This is a genomic window from Robertmurraya dakarensis (assembly GCF_900156875.1).
GTDB classification, from domain to species: domain Bacteria; phylum Bacillota; class Bacilli; order Bacillales; family Cytobacillaceae; genus Robertmurraya; species Robertmurraya dakarensis.
The window spans coordinates 35,965-57,734 of sequence record NZ_LT707408.1 but is presented as its reverse complement, the minus strand read 5'-3'; the positions used below and the strand labels follow the sequence as shown (position 1 = coordinate 57,734).

The window sequence follows — 21,770 nt, the reverse complement described above, 5'->3', positions numbered from 1 at the left end:
CCTTACATTCTGAAAACAGCCAGCAGCAGAGTAACAAGCGCTAATAAAATCAGCATGCCTGTATCAAGCAGGCTCCATTGCAGAAGTCTGTATTTGGTTCGTCCCTCTCCACCTCTATATCCTCTTGCTTCCATCGCAACAGCGAGCTCCTCAGCTCTTTTAAACGAACTGATAAATAACGGGATAAGGAGTGGAATAATCGAATTTATACGTTCCTTTATCGTACCGCCTGAAAAATCTACACCTCTAGCTGTTTGAGCTTTCATAATTTTGTCAGTTTCGTCCATCAGCGTCGGGATAAACCGCAATGAAATGGACATCATCAAAGCAAGCTCATGAACTGGAAATTTAAATTTTTTCAATGGACCAAGCAATTCCTCAAGTCCATCTGTAATTTCAATTGGAGTAGTAGTCAACGTAAGCAAAGAAGTCATTAATATCAGCAAGAAGAATCGCATCGAAATAAAGATACCCTGCCGTAGACCACCTTCATAGACTGTAAACCAGCCCCATTGAAATAGGATGTCCCCTTCTTTCGTTAAAAAAAGATGAAGAATCATCGTGAATAGAATAAGCCAAAAAACAATTTTCAGACCGCCCATAATATATCTAAAGGGAACTTTTGAGGCAAATACCATTAAGAAAGTATAAACAGCTAAAATGCCATAGGTAATCGCATTATTCGCGAGAAAAACAATACATACAAATAGAAAAACAATCATTAACTTCGCCCTGGGATCCATACGGTGTAAGGGAGACTCTACTGGTATATATCTACCGATAATCATTTTTTCCATCATGTGAGTTCACCAACCTTTTTAAAAAGCCGGTGTATCTCTTCTGTTAACTCTTCTAATGTGACACAAGTCTTTGAGAATTTCACATGGAAGGTATCCTCGAGCTTGTTCTGAAATCTGACCACTTCCGGTACATCTAAGCCTAGTTCCATTAGTCCAACAGGTGATTGGAAAATTTCACGCGGGCTGCCTTTTTTGAATACCTTCCCTTGATGCATGACCACAATTTGATCCGCATAAAGCGCTGCATCCTCCATACTATGTGTAACTAGAATAGTCGATAGGTTTCTATCTTTATGCAAACGGTAAAACATATCCATAATTTCTTTACGGCCACGTGGATCCAAACCAGCCGTAGGCTCATCTAATACAATCACATCTGGTTCCATCGCCAATACCCCTGCAATCGCTACACGTCTCATTTGACCTCCGGATAAATCAAAAGGTGATTTGGCAAGAATCTCTTCGGATAGACCAACTTGAAGGATTGCCTCTCTAGCTCTCCTCTTTGCCTCAGATTCAGACACACCAAAATTCATTGGTCCAAAACAGATATCCTTTTCAACTGTTTCTTCAAAAAGCTGATGCTCAGGAAACTGAAAGACAATACCTACCTTTTTACGAATACTTTTTAAGTTCTTTTGTTTTTTTGCATTTGTTACTTCTTGATCTCCAATTATCACTTTTCCTTTAGTGGGCTTAAGAATTGCATTCAAATGCTGAAGAATCGTTGATTTTCCAGAACCTGTATGACCAATAATCGCTAGATATGTTCCAGAAGGAATATCAATCGAAACATCTTCTAAAGCTAAGTGTTCAAAAGGAGAGTTTACCTGATACCTGTACTCTACTTGTTGGAGTGAGATGTCCATAATTGTGCCACCAACTCTTCTTCTGTTAAGTAATGTTTATTAATGGGTATTCCTTTGCTTTTTAACAACTTACTCATTTTAACAGGGAAAGGAATATCAAGTCCTAACTCCACAAGTTCTTCATCCATTTGAAAGATTTCTTCAGGAGTACCTTCGCGGTATAATTGCCCTTTATTCATCACAATGATCCGATCAGCCTTTGCTGCTTCTTCGAGATCATGTGTAATAGAGACAACGGTCATTTGATTGCTTTCTTTTAATTCTCTAATGGTTTGCAAGACTTCTTCACGGCCCCGCGGATCAAGCATGGAAGTAGCTTCATCTAGCAGAATAATTTTCGGCCTTAGTGCCAGAACACCGGCAATCGCAACCCTTTGCTTTTGACCGCCTGATAAATGGTGTGGCTCTTGATCGAGAAACTTGTCCATTTTAACTTTTTCAAGGGACGTCTTCACTCGCTGAACCATTTCTTCTCTAGGCACACCGTTATTTTCTAAACCAAAAGCCACATCATCTTGAACCGTAGACCCGACAAACTGATTATCAGGATTCTGAAAAACCATACCTATTTGTTTTCTTGTATCCCAGACAGTTTCCTCAGTCAATTCAATCCCACATATTTGAATACTACCTTCTGAAGGAGTTTGCAGGCCGTTCAAAAGTTTTGCCATCGTGGACTTCCCTGACCCATTATGACCAACAATTGCGAGCCATTCCCCATCATTAATATGAAGCGAAACATTATTCAAAGCAAAATCAGACTGACCATCATACTTAAAGGACACATTCTCAATCCTAACAACAGCATCCGTCATAAAGGCCCTCCTCCCCTATATAAAAGGTACCAGGTACCATCAAAAGACACAATCCACTCCAGGCGGACAGGTGAGGATTGCTGATAGTACAAAGAAAACTCGCCATTTGGCGAGCCTTTCTATATGAAGACATTATTTAAATATTTACGATATAAAGATAAAAAATATATAATACCCATATTAATAAATGAGAATGTCTTCCTACTTGGCTCAACATTAAATGAACTGTGAATTATTAAGAAAGCCTGCACCTCTTAAAAAGAGGTGCATGAGCTAAACGAGACATGTTCACCTTATAACCCTTCCAAAATAACAAATACCAGTAAAGGATATCTAAAATATAAGTGTCCATAATATATGAATACAACATGCTCATCATAACACTCAGAAATGGCTTAGAAAACTAATAGTGGAATTGATACTACAGAAAAAGGGCATAGAACAAGTTTCTGTTCAAACTGTCCAAGCCCTTGTTGTCTGTTAGAAAAATTAAACTAACTCGATAATTACCATTGGAGCACCATCACCGCGACGTGGTCCAAGTTTCATGATACGAGTATATCCACCTTGACGCTCTTGATAACGAGTAGCGATATCAGAGAATAGTTTTTGTACAGCATCTTGGTTTTCTTCAGCATTAGCAACCTCATTACGAATATAAGCAGCAGCTTGACGACGAGCATGAAGATCTCCACGCTTACCAAGAGTAATCATTTTTTCTACAACTGAACGAAGTTCTTTCGCACGAGCTTCAGTTGTTTCAATACGCTCATTGATGATTAAGTCTGTAGCTAAGTCACGTAACATTGCTTTACGCTGAGCACTAGTGCGTCCTAACTTTCTGTATCCCATGAAAGTTTCCCTCCTTTGTTGAAGTCATCTTTGTCGCTTGGGGTTATCTCACATCAAGTTGACGATTACCTCAATCATCCTTGCGTAAGCCTAATCCAAGTTCCTCTAGTTTATGTTTTACTTCTTCAAGAGATTTCCGTCCTAAATTACGAACCTTCATCATATCTTCTTCAGTCTTGTTAGCAAGTTCCTGAACAGTATTAATTCCAGCACGCTTTAAGCAGTTATATGAACGAACAGATAAATCTAGTTCTTCAATCGTCATCTCTAAGACTTTTTCTTTTTGATCTTCTTCTTTTTCAACCATGATTTCTGCATTTTGTGCTTCATCTGTTAGACCAACAAAGATGTTCAAGTGCTCTGTGAATATCTTAGCTCCAAGCGCAATTGCATCCTGCGGGCCAGTACTTCCATCAGTCCAAACATCCAAAGTCAGCTTATCATAGTTTGTCAATTGACCAACACGTGTACTTTCAACTTGATAAGACACACGTGAAACTGGAGTATAGATAGAATCGATTGGAATGACACCGATCGGTTGATCTTCTCTTTTGTTTTGATCAGCAGGCGTATATCCTCGGCCGCGTTTAGCCGTAAGACGCATACGCAGATTACCATTCGCACCAAGTGTCGCAATGTGTAGATCTGGGTTTAGAATCTCCACATCACTATCATGAGTAATGTCAGCAGCAGTTACAACACCTTCACCTTGAATATCAATTTCTAAAGTTTTCTCTTCATCTGAGTAGATTTTTAGAGCTAACTTCTTAATATTAAGAATTATAGATGTTACGTCCTCAACGACACCTTCAATCGTTTGAAATTCATGAAGAACACCATCAGCTTGAATCGATGTGACAGCAGCACCTGGGAGAGACGATAGTAGGATACGACGTAAGGAGTTACCCAAAGTAGTACCATATCCACGTTCAAGTGGCTCTACGACGAACTTCCCGTACTTGGCATCATCGCTGATCTCAACCGTTTCGATTTTTGGTTTTTCTATTTCGATCATCAAATACACCCTCCTTCAAAACGTCGAAACCCCGGTTAAAACCTTTAACCGAAATTCCCCCTGTATACGTTCCCGATTGTGCACAACAACTGGTTTATTTCATTCTGTATTTATCTAGAAAAATTTGTTACATATCCCATTATAGACAGGGATACAAATTCTATACAGAAAAATTACACACGGCGACGTTTTGGTGGACGGCATCCGTTATGAGGAACAGGAGTTACGTCTCTGATAGCTGTAACTTCTAGACCTGCAGCTTGAAGAGCACGAATTGCTGCTTCACGGCCGGCACCAGGACCTTTAACAGTTACTTCAAGAGTTTTCATACCGTGTTCCATAGAAGATTTAGCTGCAGTTTCAGCTGCCATTTGCGCTGCAAAAGGAGTAGATTTACGAGAACCTTTAAATCCTAGAGCACCAGCACTTGACCATGAAAGAGCATTTCCATGAACGTCAGTAATAGTTACAATTGTGTTATTAAAAGTAGAACGAATGTGTGCAACACCTTGTTCAATATTCTTTTTAACACGACGTTTGCGTGTATTAGTTTTACGAGCCATTTAAAGTACCTCCTTTACAGATTATTTCTTCTTGTTAGCTACAGTTTTACGTGGGCCTTTACGCGTACGAGCATTGTTCTTCGTATTTTGACCACGAACAGGTAAACCACGACGATGACGAAGACCACGATAGCTTCCGATCTCCATTAAACGCTTGATGTTTAGTGATACTTCACGGCGAAGGTCACCTTCAACCTTTAATTTATCAATGATATCACGGATTTTGTTTAATTCATCTTCTGTTAAATCACGAACGCGAGTATCCTCAGAAACTCCAGCCTCAGCTAGTACCTTTTGAGCAGTACTTTTACCAATTCCATAAATGTATGTTAATGAGATAACTACACGCTTCTCACGTGGAACGTCTACACCAGCAATACGTGCCATTATATGCGCACCTCCTTAATATTAACCTTGTTTTTGTTTATGTTTAGGGTTTTCACATATAACCATAACTTTTCCGCGTCTACGGATAACTTTACATTTCTCGCAGATCGGTTTTACAGATGGTCTTACTTTCATTATCCTAACCTCCTTGGTAGTACGGAGTGCAATAGATTTATTTAAAACGGTAAGTAATTCTTCCGCGTGTTAAATCATATGGGGAAAGCTCAACAGTTACTTTATCTCCTGGCAGAATACGAATGAAGTGCATGCGGATCTTACCAGAAACATGAGCTAACACTGTATGACCATTTTCCAATTCTACCTTAAACATTGCATTTGGCAAAGTTTCAAGTACTGTACCTTCAATTTCAATTACATCATCTTTCGCCATCGAACTAGTCTCCCTTCTTTTAAAAAATATACGAACTTCCATAATGCAGTCTTTAGCTTTCCATTAGTAACATGACCGGATAGAATAAAATTCTATGAACTTTAGGTGAAAATAATTAGTAAGTTGGAGACGGAGAAATTATTTCTTTCTCAATCGTTCGTCAAACGCCCGACATGTTGTTTATTATGTTAACAAGCCATTCATCTGTCAACCTTACAATTATAGCATACAGACTTGTATCTCGTCCCCCGTAATTAAAACTAATTGCATTAATTTTGGACGCGAGTCAAAGTAAACCAATGGAACCACCTACATATTACGCTTGCGTTAAAATCTCGTAACCTGTTTCAGTGATAGCAATTGTATGTTCAAAGTGAGCACACCTGCTTCCGTCAATCGTTACAACAGTCCAATTATCGGCTAATGTTTTAACGTAACGGCTCCCTGCATTCACCATCGGTTCAATACATAGTACCATTCCCGGCTTTAAGCGTGGACCTTTATTAGGAGGACCAAAATGAGGGATTTGAGGATCCTCATGTAAGTCTTGCCCTATTCCATGTCCAACATACTCACGTACAATAGAAAAAGCGTTAGATTCTACATACGTTTGGATCGCATGGGAGATGTTCGAAAGACGTTCCCCTGGCTTAGCTTCATTAAGACCTTTATATAGTGATTCTTCCGTTATTTCTAAAAGATGAATCGTTTCTTTATCCACTGTGCCAACAGGATATGTCCATGCAGAATCACCGTGGTACCCATTATACTTAGCACCAATATCGATGCTGATAATGTCGCCCTCGTTTAAAACACGTTCCCCAGGAATGCCGTGAACGAGTTCATCGTTCACAGATGCGCAAATACTGCCAGAAAACCCATTGTACCCTTTGAAAGAAGGAATTGCACCATGATCACGAATAAAATTATCAGCAATTTTATCCAAGTCTTTTGTTTTAATTCCAGGTACAATATGTTTCTTCAATTCCTGATGTGTTAACGCAACGATACGGCCAGCTTCACGCATGATTTCGATCTCTCTTGGAGTCTTGCATATAATCATTAAGTCAAGCTCCCAAGAAGTTGGTCAACATCGACAAATACTTTGTCAATATCTTGCTGCCCATTTATATTCTTTAAATATCCTTTAGTTTCGTAAAAGTCTAAGAGTGGTTTTGATTGTTCAATATTAACTTGCAGACGATTATTAACTGTTTCAGCATTATCATCAGCTCGTTGATAAAGTTCTCCACCACAGCGATCACAAGTGCCTTCCTTAGATGGAGGGTTGAACACTAAGTGGTAAGTTGCACCACAGCTTTTACAAATACGACGTCCAGTTAAACGTTCCATTAAGATTTCTTGATCTACATCAATATTAATGACATAATCTATCTTCTTGTTTAGTTCAGTAAGAATATCTTCAAGTGCTTCTGCTTGTGGTACCGTTCTAGGGAATCCATCAAGTAGAAAACCTTTTTGACAATCTTCTTTACTTAAACGTTCACGAACAATTCCGATTGTTACTTCATCTGGAACAAGAGCACCTTGATCCATAAAAGATTTTGCTTTTAAACCAAGCTCCGTGCCTTCTTTCATAGCTGCACGAAACATGTCACCTGTTGAAATATGAGGAATGCCGTATTTTTCTACGATTTTCTCAGCTTGTGTTCCTTTACCGGCACCCGGAAGACCCATTAATACTAAATTCACACGAATTCCTCCTCAGTCCCTAATACGGTTTTGGGAACTTTTGTTGTCCCCAATACCGAATTATTTGATAAATCCTTTATAATGACGTTTAACAAGCTGTGCTTCAAGCTGTTTCATCGTCTCAAGCGCAACACCGACAACGATGAGCAAGCTTGTTCCGCCGATTTGAGCAGACTGTGGTAAACCAGCAAAGTTTATAAAAAACACCGGTAAAATAGCAATGACTGCTAAGAAAATCGAACCGACAAAAGTTAAACGATATAAGACACGAGTAAGATATGACTGCGTATCTTTTCCAGGACGAATACCCGGAATATATCCACCTTGTTTCTTCAAGTTTTCAGTGACTTGCTCAGGATTCACTTGGATAAAGGCATAGAAATACGTAAATGCGATGATTAACGCACTATATATCACCATACCAATCGGTTGTGTATAATCAAATACCCTTTGTATCCACAACGTTACATCATTTTGTTCAAAGAACTGTGCAATCGTCGTTGGTGTTACAATAAATGAAATCGCAAAGATTACTGGAATAACACCTGCAGCATTTACCTTTAAAGGTAGATGAGTAGATTGACCTGTAGGCATTCTTCCTGCTACCATACGCTTCGCATATTGAATAGGAATCTTACGTAATGCCTGATTGACAAATATAACACCAACCACAACAGCAACGATAGCGATAAGGATCAACAATACTGTAACAATTCGTAAAAATAATTGCTCACCCGCATCTTCAAATTGCTGAACGTAAATTTGATTTACGGTTGATGGGATACCAGCGACAATCCCAGCAAAGATGATAATAGAAATCCCATTACCTACACCCTTTGAAGTGATTTGTTCACCAAGCCACATCAAAAAAGCAGTACCAGCAGTTAACACAGTTGCGATTAGTAAATAGGATGCAATTCCGGGATTATCAATCAGCATACCACCTGCAAGATTGTTAAACCCGTATGACATTCCTAATGCCTGGATAAACCCAAGCACTATTGTAAAATAACGAGTAAACTGAGCTAACTTACGACGTCCGACATCTCCTTGCTTTGACCATTCCGTAAATTTTGGTACAACATCCATTTGCAGTAACTGAATAATAATGGACGCTGTAATATACGGCATTATCCCCATAGCCAAGATTGAGAAATTAAGAAGCGCACCGCCGCCGAATGTATTCAGGACCCCAAAGACATTCACTTGATCTTGTGCTTTAAGGACATCTGCATTTACGCCCGGAACAGGAATAAATGTACCGATACGAAATACAATCAACATTAAAAGGGTGAATATGATTTTTTGTCTTATATCACCCACACGCATAAAATTGGAGAATGTCTGAAACATTAAATCACCTCAGTTTTACCGCCGGCAGCTTCAATTGCTTCCTTTGCAGCAGAGGAGAATTTATGAGCTTTCACAGAAAGCTTTTTCTCAACTTTGCCTTTAGCAAGAATCTTAATTCCTGCTTTTTCGTTACTTACAACTCCTGTTTCAATTAATAATTCAGGAGTTACTTCAGTTCCGTCTTCGAAACGATTTAGGACGTCAAGATTCACGATAGCGAATTCTTTACGGTTAATGTTTGTGAAACCACGTTTAGGTAAACGACGATATAAAGGTGTTTGACCACCCTCGAATCCAGGGCGTACACCGCCGCCAGAACGAGCATTTTGACCTTTATGACCTTTACCAGCAGTTTTACCTTGCCCAGAACCGATACCACGACCTAGACGTTTACGTTCTTTACGAGAACCCTCTGCAGGTTTTAATTCATGAAGTTTCATGTTGGCACCTCCTTATTTTGAAGAAGAATGAAATTATATTTCTTTAACCGTTACTAAGTGAGCAACTTTGTTGATCATACCGCGGATAGCAGCATTATCATCTTTTTGTACAGTTTGGTTCGTTTTACGTAGACCAAGTGCTTTAACTGTATCTTTTTGATCTTGTGGGCGACCAATCACACTGCGAGTGAGGGTAATTTCTAATTTATTAGCCATTTGATTTCCCTCCTTATCCTAACAGTTCTTCTACTGATTTTCCACGTAATTTCGCTACGTCTTCAGCACGTTTTAATTGTTTTAGTCCATCGATAGTAGCACGGACCATATTAATTGGTGTGTTTGTTCCTAATGATTTAGAAAGGATATCACCTACACCAGCTAATTCTAGTACCGCACGAACAGGACCACCAGCGATTACTCCTGTACCTTCAGCAGCAGGTTTTAGAAGAATCTCACCCGCACCAAAGTGTCCGATAACTTGGTGAGGAAGTGTTGTTCCTACCATAGGTACTTCGATTAAGTTTTTCTTAGCATCTTCAATAGCTTTGCGGATTGCATCTGGTACTTCTTGTGCTTTACCAGTTCCGAAACCAACGTGACCGTTTTTGTCTCCAACCACTACAAGTGCAGTGAAACGGAAACGACGACCACCTTTAACAACCTTCGCAACACGATTGACTGTAACTACACGCTCTTCAAGTTCAAGTTTGTTTGGATCGATACGACGCATTCTTTTGTCCCTCCTTTATCTATTAAAATTCTAAGCCGTTCTCACGTGCCGCATCTGCTAATGCTTTAACACGTCCGTGATATAAATATCCTCCACGGTCAAACACTACAGATTTAATACCCTTTTCAACTGCACGTTTAGCAACTAGTTCACCGACCATTACTGCTGCATCTACGTTAGAAGTAGAGTCAAGACTTACTTCTTTATCTTTAGTTGAAGCACTCGCTAGAGTTACTCCATTTACATCGTCGATTAATTGTGCATAAATGTGTTTGTTTGAACGGAACACATTTAAACGAGGACGAGCTGCAGTACCACTAAGTTTAGAACGCACACGTGCGTGTCTTTTCTTACGTGTAGCATTTTTATCAGCCTTCGTAATCATTTAGGTCACTCCTTTCGTTTACCTATGAGGCATTACTTACCTGTTTTACCTTCTTTACGGCGTACATATTCACCTTCGTAGCGAATTCCTTTACCTTTATAAGGCTCTGGAGGACGTACATCGCGGATATTAGCAGCTAATGCACCAACACGTTCCTTGTCAATACCTTTTACTGATACCTTTGTGTTAGAAGCAACTTCAACTTCTACACCTTCTTCAGGTTCGATTTCAACAGGGTGAGAATAACCAACGTTTAAGACTAGTTTTTTACCTTGCTTAGCAGCACGGTAACCTACACCGATCAATTCTAGATTCTTCTCAAAACCTTTAGAAACACCTTCAACCATGTTTGCAAGTAAAGCACGAGTAGTTCCGTGTACTGTACGATGTTCTTTTGAATCAGAAGGACGAGTAACGTTCATTACGTTATCTTCAACCTTAATTTCCATATCAGGATTGAATGTACGAGTCAATTCACCTTTAGGACCTTTTACTGTAACAGTATTTCCATTCATAGTAATGGTAACACCAGTTGGGATTTCAATTGGTTTTTTACCTACACGAGACATTTATTGCACCTCCATTCTTTAAAAAACTCGATTACCAAACGTATGCTAAAACTTCTCCGCCGACTTGTTTAGCGCGAGCTTCTTTGTCTGTAAGAACGCCTTGAGAAGTAGATACTAAAGCGATTCCTAAGCCGTTTAATACGCGTGGAACTTCATCAGCTTTTGCATAAACACGAAGACCAGGCTTACTGATACGCTTTAGACCAGTAATAACACGATCGTTGTTATGACCGTACTTTAAGAAAATACGGATGATACCTTGTTTGTTATCTTCGATATATTCAACATCACGCACGAAACCTTCACGCTTTAAAATTTCAGCGATTTCTTTCTTGATATTAGAAGCAGGAACCTCTAATTTTTCGTGACGAACCATGTTCGCATTACGGATGCGAGTGAGCAAATCTGCAATTGGATCTGTCATGACCATTGTTTTTACCTCCTTCCCAATAATGGGTTTTACCAGCTAGCTTTTTTCACACCAGGAATTTGTCCTTTATATGCTAATTCACGGAAACAAATACGGCAAAGCTTAAATTTACGGTATACAGAATGTGGACGTCCACAACGTTCGCAACGTGTATATTCTTGAACCTTAAATTTAGGCGTGCGCTTTTGCTTCGCAATCATTGACTTTTTAGCCACATTTTCGCCTCCCTTATTTTAGCGATTACTTTTGGAATGGCATTCCAAATTGAGTTAAAAGTTCACGAGCTTCTTCATCAGTATTAGCTGTAGTTACGATAACAATATCCATACCACGAACTTTGCTTACTTTATCGTAATCAATTTCAGGGAAGATTAACTGTTCTTTTACACCTAAAGTGTAGTTTCCACGTCCGTCAAATGACTTTTTAGAGATACCACGGAAGTCACGTACACGCGGTAAAGAAACAGAAACCAATTTATCGAAGAATTCGTACATACGCTCTCCACGAAGAGTAACCTTCGCACCGATTGGCATACCTTCACGCAGACGGAAACCAGCGATAGATTTCTTCGCACGAGTAACCACTGGCTTTTGACCAGTAATTAACGCTAGCTCTTCAACAGCATTGTCAAGTGCTTTTGCGTTTTGTACTGCATCACCAATACCCATATTGATAACGATCTTTTCAAGCTTTGGTACTTGCATTACTGATTTATAGTTAAACTTGCTCATTAGAGCAGGAGTAATTTCTTTTGAATACTTTTCTTTTAGGCGGTTCATTCATTGTACCTCCCTTCTTCTTTTGACTATTTATCTAGAACTTCACCGGATTTTTTTGCAATACGTACTTTCTTGCCATCTTCCACTTTGTAGCCTACACGTGTTGGCTCACCAGATTTAGGATCGATAGGCATTACATTTGACACATGAATAGGTGCCTCCTGGCTGATGATTCCTCCATTTGGATTCATCTGGGATGGCTTAGAGTGTTTTTTCACGACGTTTACGCCTTCTACTAGCACGCGGTCTTTCTTAGGGAAAGCAGCTAGAATTACACCCGTTTTGCCTTTATCCTTACCAGAGATGACCATTACTTTATCACCTTTTTTTACATGCATCTGATCGCACCTCCTTAAAGGCAAATTGATTTGATATTATAGTACTTCTGGAGCTAATGATACGATTTTCATGAAGTTGTTTTCACGTAATTCACGTGCAACAGGTCCGAAAATACGAGTTCCGCGTGGGCTTTTGTCATCACGGATAATTACACATGCGTTTTCATCGAAACGAATGTATGAACCGTCACTACGGCGAGCACCACTCTTAGTACGAACGATAACTGCCTTAACAACGTCTCCTTTTTTAACAACGCCTCCTGGTGTTGCTTGTTTCACAGTACAAACGATAACATCACCAATATTAGCAGTCTTGCGGCCAGAACCACCAAGAACTTTAATAGTCAATACTTCACGAGCACCTGAGTTGTCAGCAACTTTTAAACGTGTTTCTTGTTGAATCATGTGTGTAACCTCCCTTCGGGATAAACCTTATTCCGAACAATTAGATAATAACTGCTTTCTCAACAACTTCTACTAGACGGAAGCGTTTTGTCGCAGATAAAGGACGAGTTTCCATAATACGAACTACATCGCCAATGTTAGCTTGGTTTTGCTCATCATGAGCTTTGTACTTTTTAGAGTACTTAACGCGTTTACCATATAAAGGATGCTTTTTGTATGTTTCGACAAGTACAGTAACAGTCTTATCCATTTTGTCAGAAACAACACGTCCTGTGTAAACTTTGCGTTGATTGCGTTCACTCATCGTGTGACCCTCCTCTCAGGTTATCGATTATTAACGCCGATCTCTCTTTCACGAATAACAGTTTTCATGCGAGCAATCGCTTTGCGTACTTCACGAATGCGAGCTGTGTTTTCAAGTTGTCCAGTCGCCAATTGAAAGCGAAGGTTGAAAAGCTCTTCTTTTAATGATTTAACTTTTTGTTCTATTTCGGCAGTGGTTAGGTCACGAATTTCATTAGCTTTCATTTGATTCACCACCAATTTCTTCTCGTTTTACAAACTTACACTTAACAGGAAGTTTGTGTGCTGCAAGACGTAATGCTTCACGAGCGATCTCTTCAGATACACCAGCGATTTCAAACATTACTTTACCTGGTTTAACAACTGCAACCCATCCTTCTGGAGCACCTTTACCGGAACCCATGCGGACTTCAAGAGGCTTAGCTGTGTATGGCTTATGCGGGAAAATTTTAATCCAAACTTTACCGCCACGTTTCATATAACGAGTCATTGCAATACGTGCAGCTTCGATTTGACGGTTTGTAATCCATGATGCTTCTGTTGCTTGTAGACCGAATTCACCAAATGTTACTTCAGTTCCGCCTTTCGCTTGACCGCGCATTTTCCCACGGTGTTGACGACGATATTTAACGCGTTTTGGCACTAACATATTATTTGCCTCCTTCCTCAGTTTTCTTCTTAGTTGGAAGGACTTCCCCTTTATAGATCCATACTTTTACGCCTAGCTTACCGTAAGTAGTATCTGCTTCTGCAGTTGCATAATCGATGTCTGCACGAAGAGTATGAAGTGGAACAGTACCTTCACTGTAAGATTCAGAACGAGCGATATCCGCACCACCAAGACGTCCAGATACCATTGTTTTGATACCTTTAGCACCAGCGCGCATAGCACGTTGAATTACTTGTTTTTGAGCACGACGGAAAGATACGCGGTTTTCTAATTGACGAGCAATGTTTTCCGCAACTAATTTCGCATCGATATCAGCTTTTTTGATTTCAAGAATATTGATGTGTACACGTTTGCCTGTTAGTGAGTTAAGAGCTTTACGAAGCGCTTCAACCTCAGTACCACCTTTACCAATAACCATTCCTGGCTTCGCTGTGTGGATTGTGATGTTTAAACGGTTCGCTGCACGTTCGATTTCTACTTTAGAAACAGAAGCATCGCTTAAACGCTTTGTGATATACTCACGAACTCTTAGGTCTTCGTGTAAAAGATCAGCATAGTCTTTACCTGCGTACCACTTAGACTCCCAATCACGGATGACTCCGATACGCAAACCGACTGGATTTACTTTTTGACCCACTGATTATCCCTCCTTCTTTTCTGATAGTACGATAGTAATATGGCTAGTACGCTTATTAATTGCACTCGCACGACCCATTGCACGAGGACGGAAACGTTTTAAAGTTGGTCCTTCGTCAACGAATGCTTGAGCTACTACTAAATTATTTACATCCATCTCGTAGTTATGCTCTGCGTTTGCTAATGCAGAATTTAACAATTTTTCAACGACTGGAGAAGCTGCTTTTGGAGTATGTTTCAAAATCGCAACCGCTTCACCAACTTGCTTTCCTCGAATTAGATCCACAACTAAACGAACTTTACGAGGAGCAATACGAACTGTTCTTGCAACAGCTTTTGCTTGCATTAGAATGCCCTCCTCTCATTAACGTCTTGTTTTCTTATCATCACTTGCGTGACCTTTGTAAGCACGTGTTGGAGCGAATTCTCCAAGTTTGTGACCAACCATGTCTTCAGTGATATATACAGGAACATGTTTACGACCATCATAAACAGCAATTGTGTGTCCGATAAATTGTGGGAAGATCGTAGAACGGCGTGACCAAGTTTTAACAACCTGTTTGCCTTCAGTTTCATTAAGCTTTTCGATCTTTGTCATTAAATGATCATCAACAAAAGGTCCTTTTTTCAAGCTGCGACCCATGTGTGAACCTCCCTTCGTGATTGCCCTACGGCTCTCTCACTGAACCGTAGCTCAATCTCGTTATTTTTTACGACTACGTACGATAAATTTATCTGATTTCTTGTTTTTCTTACGTGTCTTAGCACCAAGTGTAGGTTTACCCCATGGAGACATTGGTGATTTACGTCCGATTGGTGCACGTCCTTCACCACCACCGTGTGGGTGATCGTTAGGGTTCATAACAGATCCACGTACAGTTGGACGCTTACCTAACCAGCGAGAACGACCAGCTTTACCAATATTGATAAGCTCATGTTGTTCATTACCAACTTGACCTACAGTTGCGCGACACTCAGCAAGAATCATACGAACTTCACCAGAGTTCAAACGAACTAGAACGTATTTACCTTCTTTACCAAGAACTTGTGCAGATGTACCAGCAGAACGTACTAACTGTCCACCGCGACCTGGTTTTAATTCAATGTTGTGGATAACTGTACCAACAGGAATGTTTACAAGTGGTAATGCATTCCCTACTTTGATATCAGCAGTTGGCCCAGACATTACTTCCATACCAACTACTAAGTTCTTAGGAGCTAGGATGTAACGCTTTTCACCATCCACATAGTTAATTAATGCGATGTTCGCAGAACGATTCGGATCATATTCGATCGTAGCAACGCGTCCTGGAATGCCGTCTTTGTTACGTTTAAAATCGATAATACGATATTGACGTTTATGACCGCCAGCTTGATGACGAACTGTAATCTTACCTTGGTTGTTACGGCCTGCTTGTTTCTTTAAAGGAGCAAGCAATGACTTTTCTGGTTTATCTGTAGTGATTTCAGCAAAATCAGATGAAGTCATACCGCGACGACCATTAGAGGTTGGTTTATACTTCTTAATCGCCATTTATTTTCCCTCCTCTTCTATTTTCAAATTAAGCTTCGAAATATTCGATTTCTTTGCTATCAGCTGTTAATTTAACAATCGCTTTACGACGTTTGCTAGTATATCCACCAAAACGTCCCATACGCTTAAATTTACCCTTGTAGTTTTGAACATTTACTTTCTCAACTTTAACACCGAAGATTTCTTCTACAGCGTCTTTAACTTGAGTTTTATTTGCTCTAACATCAACTTCAAAAGTATATTTCTTTTCAGCCATTAGATCAGTAGTACGTTCAGTGATAACGGGGCGCTTAATGATATCGCGTGCATCCATTATGCAAGCACCTCCTCTACTTTTTCAACCGCTGCTTTTGTAATGATTAGTTTATCATGACCTAAAACATCTAGAACGTTAATTCCGTTTGCAGTCACTACTGTTACTCCAGGGATGTTACGTGCAGATAATGCTACGTTTTCATCTAGATCAGCTGTTACAATAAGTGCCTTAGAATCAACTGAAAGTCCTTTTAAAAGACCTTTGAAATCTTTTGTTTTTGGTGCATCAAAAGCAAGGTTTTCTAATACTAGGATATTTTCTTCTGCTACCTTAGATGATAAAGCAGATTTAATCGCTAGACGACGAACCTTCTTAGGTAATTTATAGCTATAGCTGCGTGGTACTGGTCCGAATACTGTTCCACCTCCGCGCCATTGTGGTGAACGGATAGAACCTTGACGAGCACGACCAGTTCCTTTTTGACGCCATGGCTTACGACCACCGCCCGCTACTTCAGAACGAATTTTTGTTTTATGAGTTCCCTGACGCAAAGATGCTCTTTGCATAACAACAGCTTCGAAAAGAACATGGCTGTTAGGCTCAATACCAAAGATTGAATCGTTAAGTTCGATTTCACCAACTTTAGATCCAGCTTGGTTAAACATTGCTACTTTAGGCATTCTTATTTCCTCCTTTCCGAATAAAAGTATTACGCTTTAACCGCACTTTTAATTTTGATTAGAGCTTTTCTAGCTCCTGGAACATTACCTTTAATTAATAGTAGATTGCGTTCTGTATCTACTTTTACAATTTCAAGGTTTTGAACAGTGATTTGCTCTCCGCCCATGCGTCCAGGTAGTAATTTACCTTTGAATACGCGGTTTGGAGCAACAGGACCCATTGAACCTGGGCGACGGTGGTAACGAGAACCGTGTGCCATTGGTCCGCGGGATTGTCCGTGGCGCTTGATTGCACCTTGGAATCCTTTACCTTTTGAAATTCCTGTTACATCAACTGTATCGCCTTCGGCGAAAATATCTACTTTGACTTCCTGACCAACTTCTAACTCACCTAATCCTTCTCCGCGGAATTCACGAACGAAGCGCTTAGGAGCAGTATTCGCTTTTGCAGTATGGCCTTTTTCAGGTTTGTTAGATAGCTTTTCACGCTTATCTTCAAATCCAAGCTGCACAGATACATAACCATCTGTTTCAACTGATTTCTTTTGAAGAACTACGTTCGGAACTGCTTCGATAACAGTAACCGGGATAAGGTCACCATTTTCAGCAAATACTTGAGTCATACCGATTTTTCTTCCTAAGATTCCTTTGGTCATTATAGTCACACCTCCTGTAAGTTTTCATATTTATTCATTAAAGTTTAATTTCAATATCTACACCAGATGGTAAATCTAAACGCATTAATGAATCAACAGTTTGTGGTGTTGGATTCACGATGTCGATTAGACGCTTATGAGTACGCATCTCAAATTGCTCACGAGAATCTTTGTACTTATGAACCGCACGAAGGATTGTGTAAATTGACTTTTCAGTTGGCAGCGGAATCGGACCTGATACAGCTGCACCTGAACGTTTTGCAGTTTCAACAATCTTCTCAGCAGATTGATCGAGAATTCTGTGATCATATGCTTTTAAACGGATACGAATTTTTTGTTTTGCCATTATTTTCCCTCCTTTTCGCCTATTTTAAAATAGACATTCTCCGTGAAAATTTCCCACACACTCGCCATGGCAAAGCGGCCGGGTGTGTCAGCAACCTTCCACATCATCGCAGTCAAAGACCAACATTGTCTATTATACATAAAACACAAATCAAATGCAACATTTAATTTAAAATGTTTTATGTCCTGAACACTTTTACTATTATATAGGCTGCGCGTCATGTTTTCAAGTCTAACTTAAAAAGTCTAACTATTTATATATTAGAAAGAGTTTTCATTTGATTTCTAAGTAAAGAGATTATCTGTTCTTCATTTATATATCCCCAAATGGAAGATACAAAGTTCAATAACACTTTTAAATACAAAGCAACAATTTATAAAAGAATATTTTAAACAAAAAAGCAGATGGATCGTCATCCATCTGCTTTCTCTTATTTAAAATTATTCTTGGATTGTAGCAACAACGCCAGCGCCTACAGTACGTCCACCCTCACGGATTGAGAATTTAGTTCCTTCTTCGATAGCGATTGGAGCGATAAGTTCCACTGTCATTTCAATATTATCTCCAGGCATAACCATTTCTACACCTTCAGGAAGATTACAGATACCAGTTACATCAGTTGTACGGAAGTAGAACTGAGGACGGTAGTTTGAGAAGAATGGAGTATGACGTCCACCTTCTTCTTTAGATAGAACATAAACTTCAGCCTTGAACTTTGTGTGTGGAGTGATTGAACCTGGCTTTGCAAGTACTTGTCCACGTTGGATATCTTCACGAGCAACACCACGAAGAAGTGCACCAATGTTATCACCAGCTTCAGCATAGTCAAGAAGCTTACGGAACATTTCAACACCTGTTACAGTAGTAGATTTTGGCTCTTCAGCAAGACCGATGATATCAACTACGTCACCAACTTTAACTTGTCCACGTTCAACACGGCCAGTTGCAACTGTTCCACGGCCAGTGATTGAGAATACATCCTCAACAGGCATCATGAATGGCTTATCAGTATCACGTTCTGGAGATGGGATATACTCATCAACAGCAGCCATTAGTTCAATGATTTTTTCTTCCCATTCAGCTTCGCCTTCTAATGCTTTAAGAGCTGAACCTTTAACTACAGGAATATCGTCACCTGGGAAATCATATTCTGATAATAGGTCACGTACTTCCATTTCAACTAATTCTAGTAGTTCTTCGTCATCAACCATATCACACTTGTTCATGAATACTACTAGGTAAGGAACACCTACCTGACGAGATAATAGGATGTGCTCACGAGTTTGTGGCATTGGGCCGTCAGCAGCAGATACTACAAGGATACCGCCGTCCATTTGAGCAGCACCAGTAATCATGTTCTTAACATAGTCAGCATGTCCTGGGCAGTCAACGTGTGCATAGTGACGGTTTGCTGTTTCATATTCAACGTGAGAAGTGTTGATTGTGATTCCACGCTCTTTTTCTTCTGGAGCGTTATCGATCATATCATAACCGCGAGCTTCACCGCCACCTGCTTTTGCAAGTACAGTTGTGATAGCAGCTGTTAAAGTAGTTTTACCATGGTCAACGTGTCCGATTGTTCCGATATTTACGTGTGGTTTTGAACGGTCAAATTTAGCTTTTGCCATTAGGAAAAATCCTCCTTCAATAAATAAATATTAAGTATTTTTTAAGCTGGAGAAAGGGGCGACCCTTCTCACAGCAACTTGCCTAAATTAAGTTATACTTTATATGCAGGTGAAAATCAATTATTCACCTTTATTTTTCTTGATGATTTCTTCTGAAATTGATTTTGGTACTTCTTCGTAATGATCAAAGTGCATAGAGAATACACCACGACCTTGTGTTGATGAACGTAGAGTGGTTGCATATCCGAACATTTCAGATAGTGGTACCATTGCACGTACAACCTGTGCGTTACCACGTGCATCCATACCTTCTACACGACCACGACGAGAAGTAATGTTACCCATGATATCTCCCATGTATTCTTCTGGAATGATAACTTCCACTCTCATAACAGGTTCAAGAATTACTGGGTTACATTTTGAAGCTGCGTTTTTAAGAGCCATAGACGCAGCAATCTTAAACGCCATTTCAGATGAGTCAACATCATGGTAAGAACCATCATATAGTCTTGCCTTAATATCAACGATAGGATATCCAGCAAGTACTCCTCTTTCAAGAGCATCTTCAAGACCAGCTTGTACTGCAGGAATGTATTCACGAGGAACAACCCCACCGACAATTCCGTTTTCGAACTCAAAGCCTTTTCCTTCTTCGTTTGGTGAGAATTCAATCCAAACGTGTCCGTACTGTCCGCGTCCACCAGATTGACGTGCAAACTTACCTTCTACTTGCGCAGAATTACGGAATGTTTCACGGTATGCAACCTGAGGAGCACCAACGTTAGCTTCAACTTTAAATTCACGCTTCATACGGTCTACTAAAATATCTAAGTGGAGTTCACCCATTCCAGCGATGATAACTTGACCTGTTTCTTGGTCAGTATGCGCACGGAAAGTTGGATCTTCCTCTTGTAATTTTTGTAGAGCAGTAGTCATCTTATCTTGGTCAGCTTTTGATTTAGGTTCAATTGATAACTGGATAACTGGCTCTGGGAATTCCATAGACTCTAGGATAACAAGATTTTTCTCTTCACATAGAGTATCACCAGTTGTTGTATCTTTCAAACCAACAGCAGCTGCGATATCACCTGAGTGTACTACTGAAATCTCTTCACGGCTGTTAGCGTGCATTTGCAGGATACGTCCTACACGTTCACGCTTGCCTTTTGTTGAGTTTTGTACATATGAACCTGAGCTCAATGTACCAGAGTACACACGGAAGAATGTTAACTTACCAACATAAGGGTCTGTCATAACTTTGAACGCTAACGCTGCGAATGGTTCTTCATCACTTGCATGACGTTCAACAACCTCTTCACTATCAGGAATAGTACCTTTAATTGCTGGTACATCTAATGGAGATGGTAGGTAGTCAATGACTGCATCCAGCATTTTTTGAACACCTTTGTTCTTAAATGCAGAACCGCAGATTACTGGGTATAACTCAACGTTAACAGTCCCTTTACGAATAGCCGCTTTAATTTCATCTACAGTGATTTCTTCCCCACCAAGATACTTCTCCATTAAAGCTTCATCAAGTTCAGATAACGCCTCGATTAATTTTTCACGATATTCTTCAGCTTGATCCATATATTCTTCAGGAATTTCACGATCTTCCATGTCTGTTCCAAGGTCATTGCCGTAGAAAGTAGCTTTCATTTCAACAAGGTCAATAATTCCTTCGAACTGATCTTCTGCACCAATTGGTAACTGGATTGCTACCGCATTAGCTTGAAGACGATCATGTAGAGTTCCTAATGAATAAAGGAAATCTGCACCTAGTTTATCCATCTTGTTTACAAAAACAACACGTGGTACACCGTAAGTTGTAGCTTGACGCCAAACTGTTTCAGTTTGCGGTTCAACACCTGATTGAGCATCAAGTACAGCTACAGCACCATCCAATACACGTAGTGAACGTTCAACTTCAACTGTGAAGTCTACGTGTCCTGGTGTATCGATGATATTAACACGGTGACCTTTCCATTGTGCTGTTGTTGCAGCAGATGTGATTGTGATTCCACGTTCTTGTTCTTGCTCCATCCAGTCCATTTGAGATGCACCTTCATGAGTTTCACCAATCTTATGAATACGACCAGTGTAATAGAGAACGCGTTCTGTTGTTGTTGTTTTACCAGCGTCAATGTGTGCCATGATGCCGATATTGCGAGTATTTTCTAAGGAGAACTCTCTAGCCATTCAGTTTTTCTCCTTCCTAATGTAAGA

35 protein-coding genes are annotated in these 21,770 nt (G+C 39.9%); all 35 read right to left on the bottom strand.

Annotated elements, in window-relative coordinates; genetic code table 11:
• Positions 1-2 precede the first annotated feature (2 nt).
• Entirely contained in the window at positions 3-800 is a 798-nt protein-coding gene (locus CZ487_RS01115; RefSeq protein WP_077210502.1) for an energy-coupling factor transporter transmembrane component T family protein, read from the bottom strand.
• Positions 797-1,669 carry an energy-coupling factor ABC transporter ATP-binding protein gene (locus tag CZ487_RS01110; RefSeq protein WP_077210501.1) on the bottom strand — a complete coding sequence of 291 codons (873 nt, stop codon included), beginning with the start codon at positions 1,667-1,669 and terminating at the stop codon, positions 797-799. The genes CZ487_RS01115 and CZ487_RS01110 overlap by 4 nt, the downstream gene beginning before the upstream one ends.
• Positions 1,645-2,484 carry an energy-coupling factor ABC transporter ATP-binding protein gene (locus tag CZ487_RS01105; RefSeq protein ID WP_077210500.1) on the bottom strand — a complete coding sequence of 280 codons (840 nt, stop codon included), beginning with the start codon at positions 2,482-2,484 and terminating at the stop codon, positions 1,645-1,647. Before CZ487_RS01105 ends, CZ487_RS01110 begins: the two co-directional genes overlap by 25 nt.
• Positions 2,485-2,973: 489 nt before the next feature.
• Positions 2,974-3,336 carry a 50S ribosomal protein L17 gene (gene rplQ / locus CZ487_RS01100; protein ID WP_077210499.1) on the bottom strand — a complete coding sequence of 121 codons (363 nt, stop codon included), beginning with the start codon at positions 3,334-3,336 and terminating at the stop codon, positions 2,974-2,976.
• A gap of 70 nt (positions 3,337-3,406) precedes the next feature.
• The gene (locus CZ487_RS01095) at positions 3,407-4,351 is read right to left on the bottom strand and encodes a DNA-directed RNA polymerase subunit alpha (RefSeq protein ID WP_077210498.1); all 945 of its coding nucleotides are present in this window, start codon (positions 4,349-4,351) and stop codon (positions 3,407-3,409) included.
• Between the two features lie 173 nt (positions 4,352-4,524).
• Entirely contained in the window at positions 4,525-4,914 is a 390-nt protein-coding gene (gene rpsK, locus CZ487_RS01090; protein ID WP_077210497.1) for a 30S ribosomal protein S11, read from the bottom strand.
• Positions 4,915-4,935: 21 nt separating this feature from the next.
• The gene (gene rpsM / locus CZ487_RS01085) at positions 4,936-5,301 is read right to left on the bottom strand and encodes a 30S ribosomal protein S13 (RefSeq protein WP_077210496.1); all 366 of its coding nucleotides are present in this window, start codon (positions 5,299-5,301) and stop codon (positions 4,936-4,938) included.
• Positions 5,302-5,322: 21 nt separating this feature from the next.
• Positions 5,323-5,436 (bottom strand): 50S ribosomal protein L36, encoded by a 114-nt coding sequence (rpmJ, locus tag CZ487_RS01080; RefSeq protein WP_000868344.1) that lies wholly within the window; start codon positions 5,434-5,436, stop codon positions 5,323-5,325.
• Between the two features lie 37 nt (positions 5,437-5,473).
• Entirely contained in the window at positions 5,474-5,692 is a 219-nt protein-coding gene (infA, locus tag CZ487_RS01075; RefSeq protein WP_019157108.1) for a translation initiation factor IF-1, read from the bottom strand.
• Positions 5,693-6,008: 316 nt separating this feature from the next.
• Positions 6,009-6,755, bottom strand: a complete 747-nt coding sequence (gene map, locus CZ487_RS01070) for a type I methionyl aminopeptidase (RefSeq protein ID WP_077210495.1) — start codon at positions 6,753-6,755, stop codon at positions 6,009-6,011.
• Complete coding sequence (locus CZ487_RS01065) at positions 6,755-7,405, bottom strand: adenylate kinase (RefSeq protein WP_077210494.1); 651 nt, start codon at positions 7,403-7,405, stop codon at positions 6,755-6,757. Before CZ487_RS01065 ends, map begins: the two co-directional genes overlap by 1 nt.
• 60 nt (positions 7,406-7,465) lie before the next feature.
• Complete coding sequence (secY, locus tag CZ487_RS01060; RefSeq protein WP_077210493.1) at positions 7,466-8,758, bottom strand: preprotein translocase subunit SecY; 1,293 nt, start codon at positions 8,756-8,758, stop codon at positions 7,466-7,468.
• Complete coding sequence (rplO, locus tag CZ487_RS01055) at positions 8,758-9,198, bottom strand: 50S ribosomal protein L15 (RefSeq protein WP_077210492.1); 441 nt, start codon at positions 9,196-9,198, stop codon at positions 8,758-8,760. Before rplO ends, secY begins: the two co-directional genes overlap by 1 nt.
• Positions 9,199-9,231: 33 nt before the next feature.
• Positions 9,232-9,414, bottom strand: coding sequence for a 50S ribosomal protein L30 (rpmD, locus tag CZ487_RS01050; RefSeq protein WP_077210491.1), 183 nt, complete (start codon positions 9,412-9,414; stop codon positions 9,232-9,234).
• A 13-nt stretch (positions 9,415-9,427) separates the two neighbouring features.
• Positions 9,428-9,928, bottom strand: coding sequence for a 30S ribosomal protein S5 (rpsE, locus tag CZ487_RS01045; protein ID WP_077210490.1), 501 nt, complete (start codon positions 9,926-9,928; stop codon positions 9,428-9,430).
• A gap of 22 nt (positions 9,929-9,950) precedes the next feature.
• Positions 9,951-10,313, bottom strand: coding sequence for a 50S ribosomal protein L18 (gene rplR / locus CZ487_RS01040; protein ID WP_077210489.1), 363 nt, complete (start codon positions 10,311-10,313; stop codon positions 9,951-9,953).
• A 32-nt stretch (positions 10,314-10,345) separates the two neighbouring features.
• On the bottom strand, positions 10,346-10,882 hold the full coding sequence (gene rplF / locus CZ487_RS01035) for a 50S ribosomal protein L6 (RefSeq protein WP_077210488.1): 537 nt from the start codon (positions 10,880-10,882) through the stop codon (positions 10,346-10,348).
• A gap of 31 nt (positions 10,883-10,913) precedes the next feature.
• The gene (rpsH, locus tag CZ487_RS01030; RefSeq protein WP_077210487.1) at positions 10,914-11,312 is read right to left on the bottom strand and encodes a 30S ribosomal protein S8; all 399 of its coding nucleotides are present in this window, start codon (positions 11,310-11,312) and stop codon (positions 10,914-10,916) included.
• Between the two features lie 29 nt (positions 11,313-11,341).
• Entirely contained in the window at positions 11,342-11,527 is a 186-nt protein-coding gene (gene rpsN, locus CZ487_RS01025; protein ID WP_001085700.1) for a 30S ribosomal protein S14, read from the bottom strand.
• Positions 11,528-11,552: 25 nt separating this feature from the next.
• The gene (rplE, locus tag CZ487_RS01020; RefSeq protein WP_077210486.1) at positions 11,553-12,092 is read right to left on the bottom strand and encodes a 50S ribosomal protein L5; all 540 of its coding nucleotides are present in this window, start codon (positions 12,090-12,092) and stop codon (positions 11,553-11,555) included.
• A gap of 26 nt (positions 12,093-12,118) precedes the next feature.
• Positions 12,119-12,430 carry a 50S ribosomal protein L24 gene (gene rplX, locus CZ487_RS01015; RefSeq protein WP_077210485.1) on the bottom strand — a complete coding sequence of 104 codons (312 nt, stop codon included), beginning with the start codon at positions 12,428-12,430 and terminating at the stop codon, positions 12,119-12,121.
• Between the two features lie 36 nt (positions 12,431-12,466).
• Positions 12,467-12,835: a 50S ribosomal protein L14 gene (gene rplN / locus CZ487_RS01010; protein ID WP_077210484.1), complete on the bottom strand. Its 369-nt coding sequence runs from the start codon at positions 12,833-12,835 to the stop codon at positions 12,467-12,469.
• 40 nt (positions 12,836-12,875) lie between these two features.
• Complete coding sequence (gene rpsQ, locus CZ487_RS01005) at positions 12,876-13,139, bottom strand: 30S ribosomal protein S17 (protein WP_077210483.1); 264 nt, start codon at positions 13,137-13,139, stop codon at positions 12,876-12,878.
• A 20-nt stretch (positions 13,140-13,159) separates the two neighbouring features.
• Positions 13,160-13,363, bottom strand: a complete 204-nt coding sequence (gene rpmC, locus CZ487_RS01000) for a 50S ribosomal protein L29 (protein ID WP_003351417.1) — start codon at positions 13,361-13,363, stop codon at positions 13,160-13,162.
• Positions 13,353-13,787 (bottom strand): 50S ribosomal protein L16, encoded by a 435-nt coding sequence (gene rplP, locus CZ487_RS00995; RefSeq protein ID WP_077210482.1) that lies wholly within the window; start codon positions 13,785-13,787, stop codon positions 13,353-13,355. The genes rpmC and rplP overlap by 11 nt, the downstream gene beginning before the upstream one ends.
• A gap of 1 nt (position 13,788) precedes the next feature.
• Positions 13,789-14,445: a 30S ribosomal protein S3 gene (rpsC, locus tag CZ487_RS00990; protein ID WP_077210481.1), complete on the bottom strand. Its 657-nt coding sequence runs from the start codon at positions 14,443-14,445 to the stop codon at positions 13,789-13,791.
• Positions 14,446-14,448: 3 nt separating this feature from the next.
• Complete coding sequence (rplV, locus tag CZ487_RS00985) at positions 14,449-14,790, bottom strand: 50S ribosomal protein L22 (protein WP_077210480.1); 342 nt, start codon at positions 14,788-14,790, stop codon at positions 14,449-14,451.
• An 18-nt stretch (positions 14,791-14,808) separates the two neighbouring features.
• Complete coding sequence (rpsS, locus tag CZ487_RS00980) at positions 14,809-15,087, bottom strand: 30S ribosomal protein S19 (protein WP_077210479.1); 279 nt, start codon at positions 15,085-15,087, stop codon at positions 14,809-14,811.
• Between the two features lie 60 nt (positions 15,088-15,147).
• Entirely contained in the window at positions 15,148-15,978 is an 831-nt protein-coding gene (gene rplB, locus CZ487_RS00975; protein WP_077210478.1) for a 50S ribosomal protein L2, read from the bottom strand.
• Between the two features lie 28 nt (positions 15,979-16,006).
• Entirely contained in the window at positions 16,007-16,291 is a 285-nt protein-coding gene (gene rplW / locus CZ487_RS00970; protein ID WP_077210477.1) for a 50S ribosomal protein L23, read from the bottom strand.
• Positions 16,291-16,914: a 50S ribosomal protein L4 gene (rplD, locus tag CZ487_RS00965; protein WP_077210476.1), complete on the bottom strand. Its 624-nt coding sequence runs from the start codon at positions 16,912-16,914 to the stop codon at positions 16,291-16,293. Before rplD ends, rplW begins: the two co-directional genes overlap by 1 nt.
• A gap of 29 nt (positions 16,915-16,943) precedes the next feature.
• Positions 16,944-17,570, bottom strand: a complete 627-nt coding sequence (gene rplC / locus CZ487_RS00960) for a 50S ribosomal protein L3 (RefSeq protein ID WP_077210475.1) — start codon at positions 17,568-17,570, stop codon at positions 16,944-16,946.
• A gap of 37 nt (positions 17,571-17,607) precedes the next feature.
• Entirely contained in the window at positions 17,608-17,916 is a 309-nt protein-coding gene (gene rpsJ, locus CZ487_RS00955; protein WP_009336571.1) for a 30S ribosomal protein S10, read from the bottom strand.
• A gap of 440 nt (positions 17,917-18,356) precedes the next feature.
• Positions 18,357-19,544: an elongation factor Tu gene (gene tuf, locus CZ487_RS00945; protein ID WP_077210473.1), complete on the bottom strand. Its 1,188-nt coding sequence runs from the start codon at positions 19,542-19,544 to the stop codon at positions 18,357-18,359.
• A gap of 120 nt (positions 19,545-19,664) precedes the next feature.
• Positions 19,665-21,743 (bottom strand): elongation factor G, encoded by a 2,079-nt coding sequence (gene fusA / locus CZ487_RS00940; RefSeq protein ID WP_077210472.1) that lies wholly within the window; start codon positions 21,741-21,743, stop codon positions 19,665-19,667.
• Positions 21,744-21,770 lie beyond the last annotated feature (27 nt).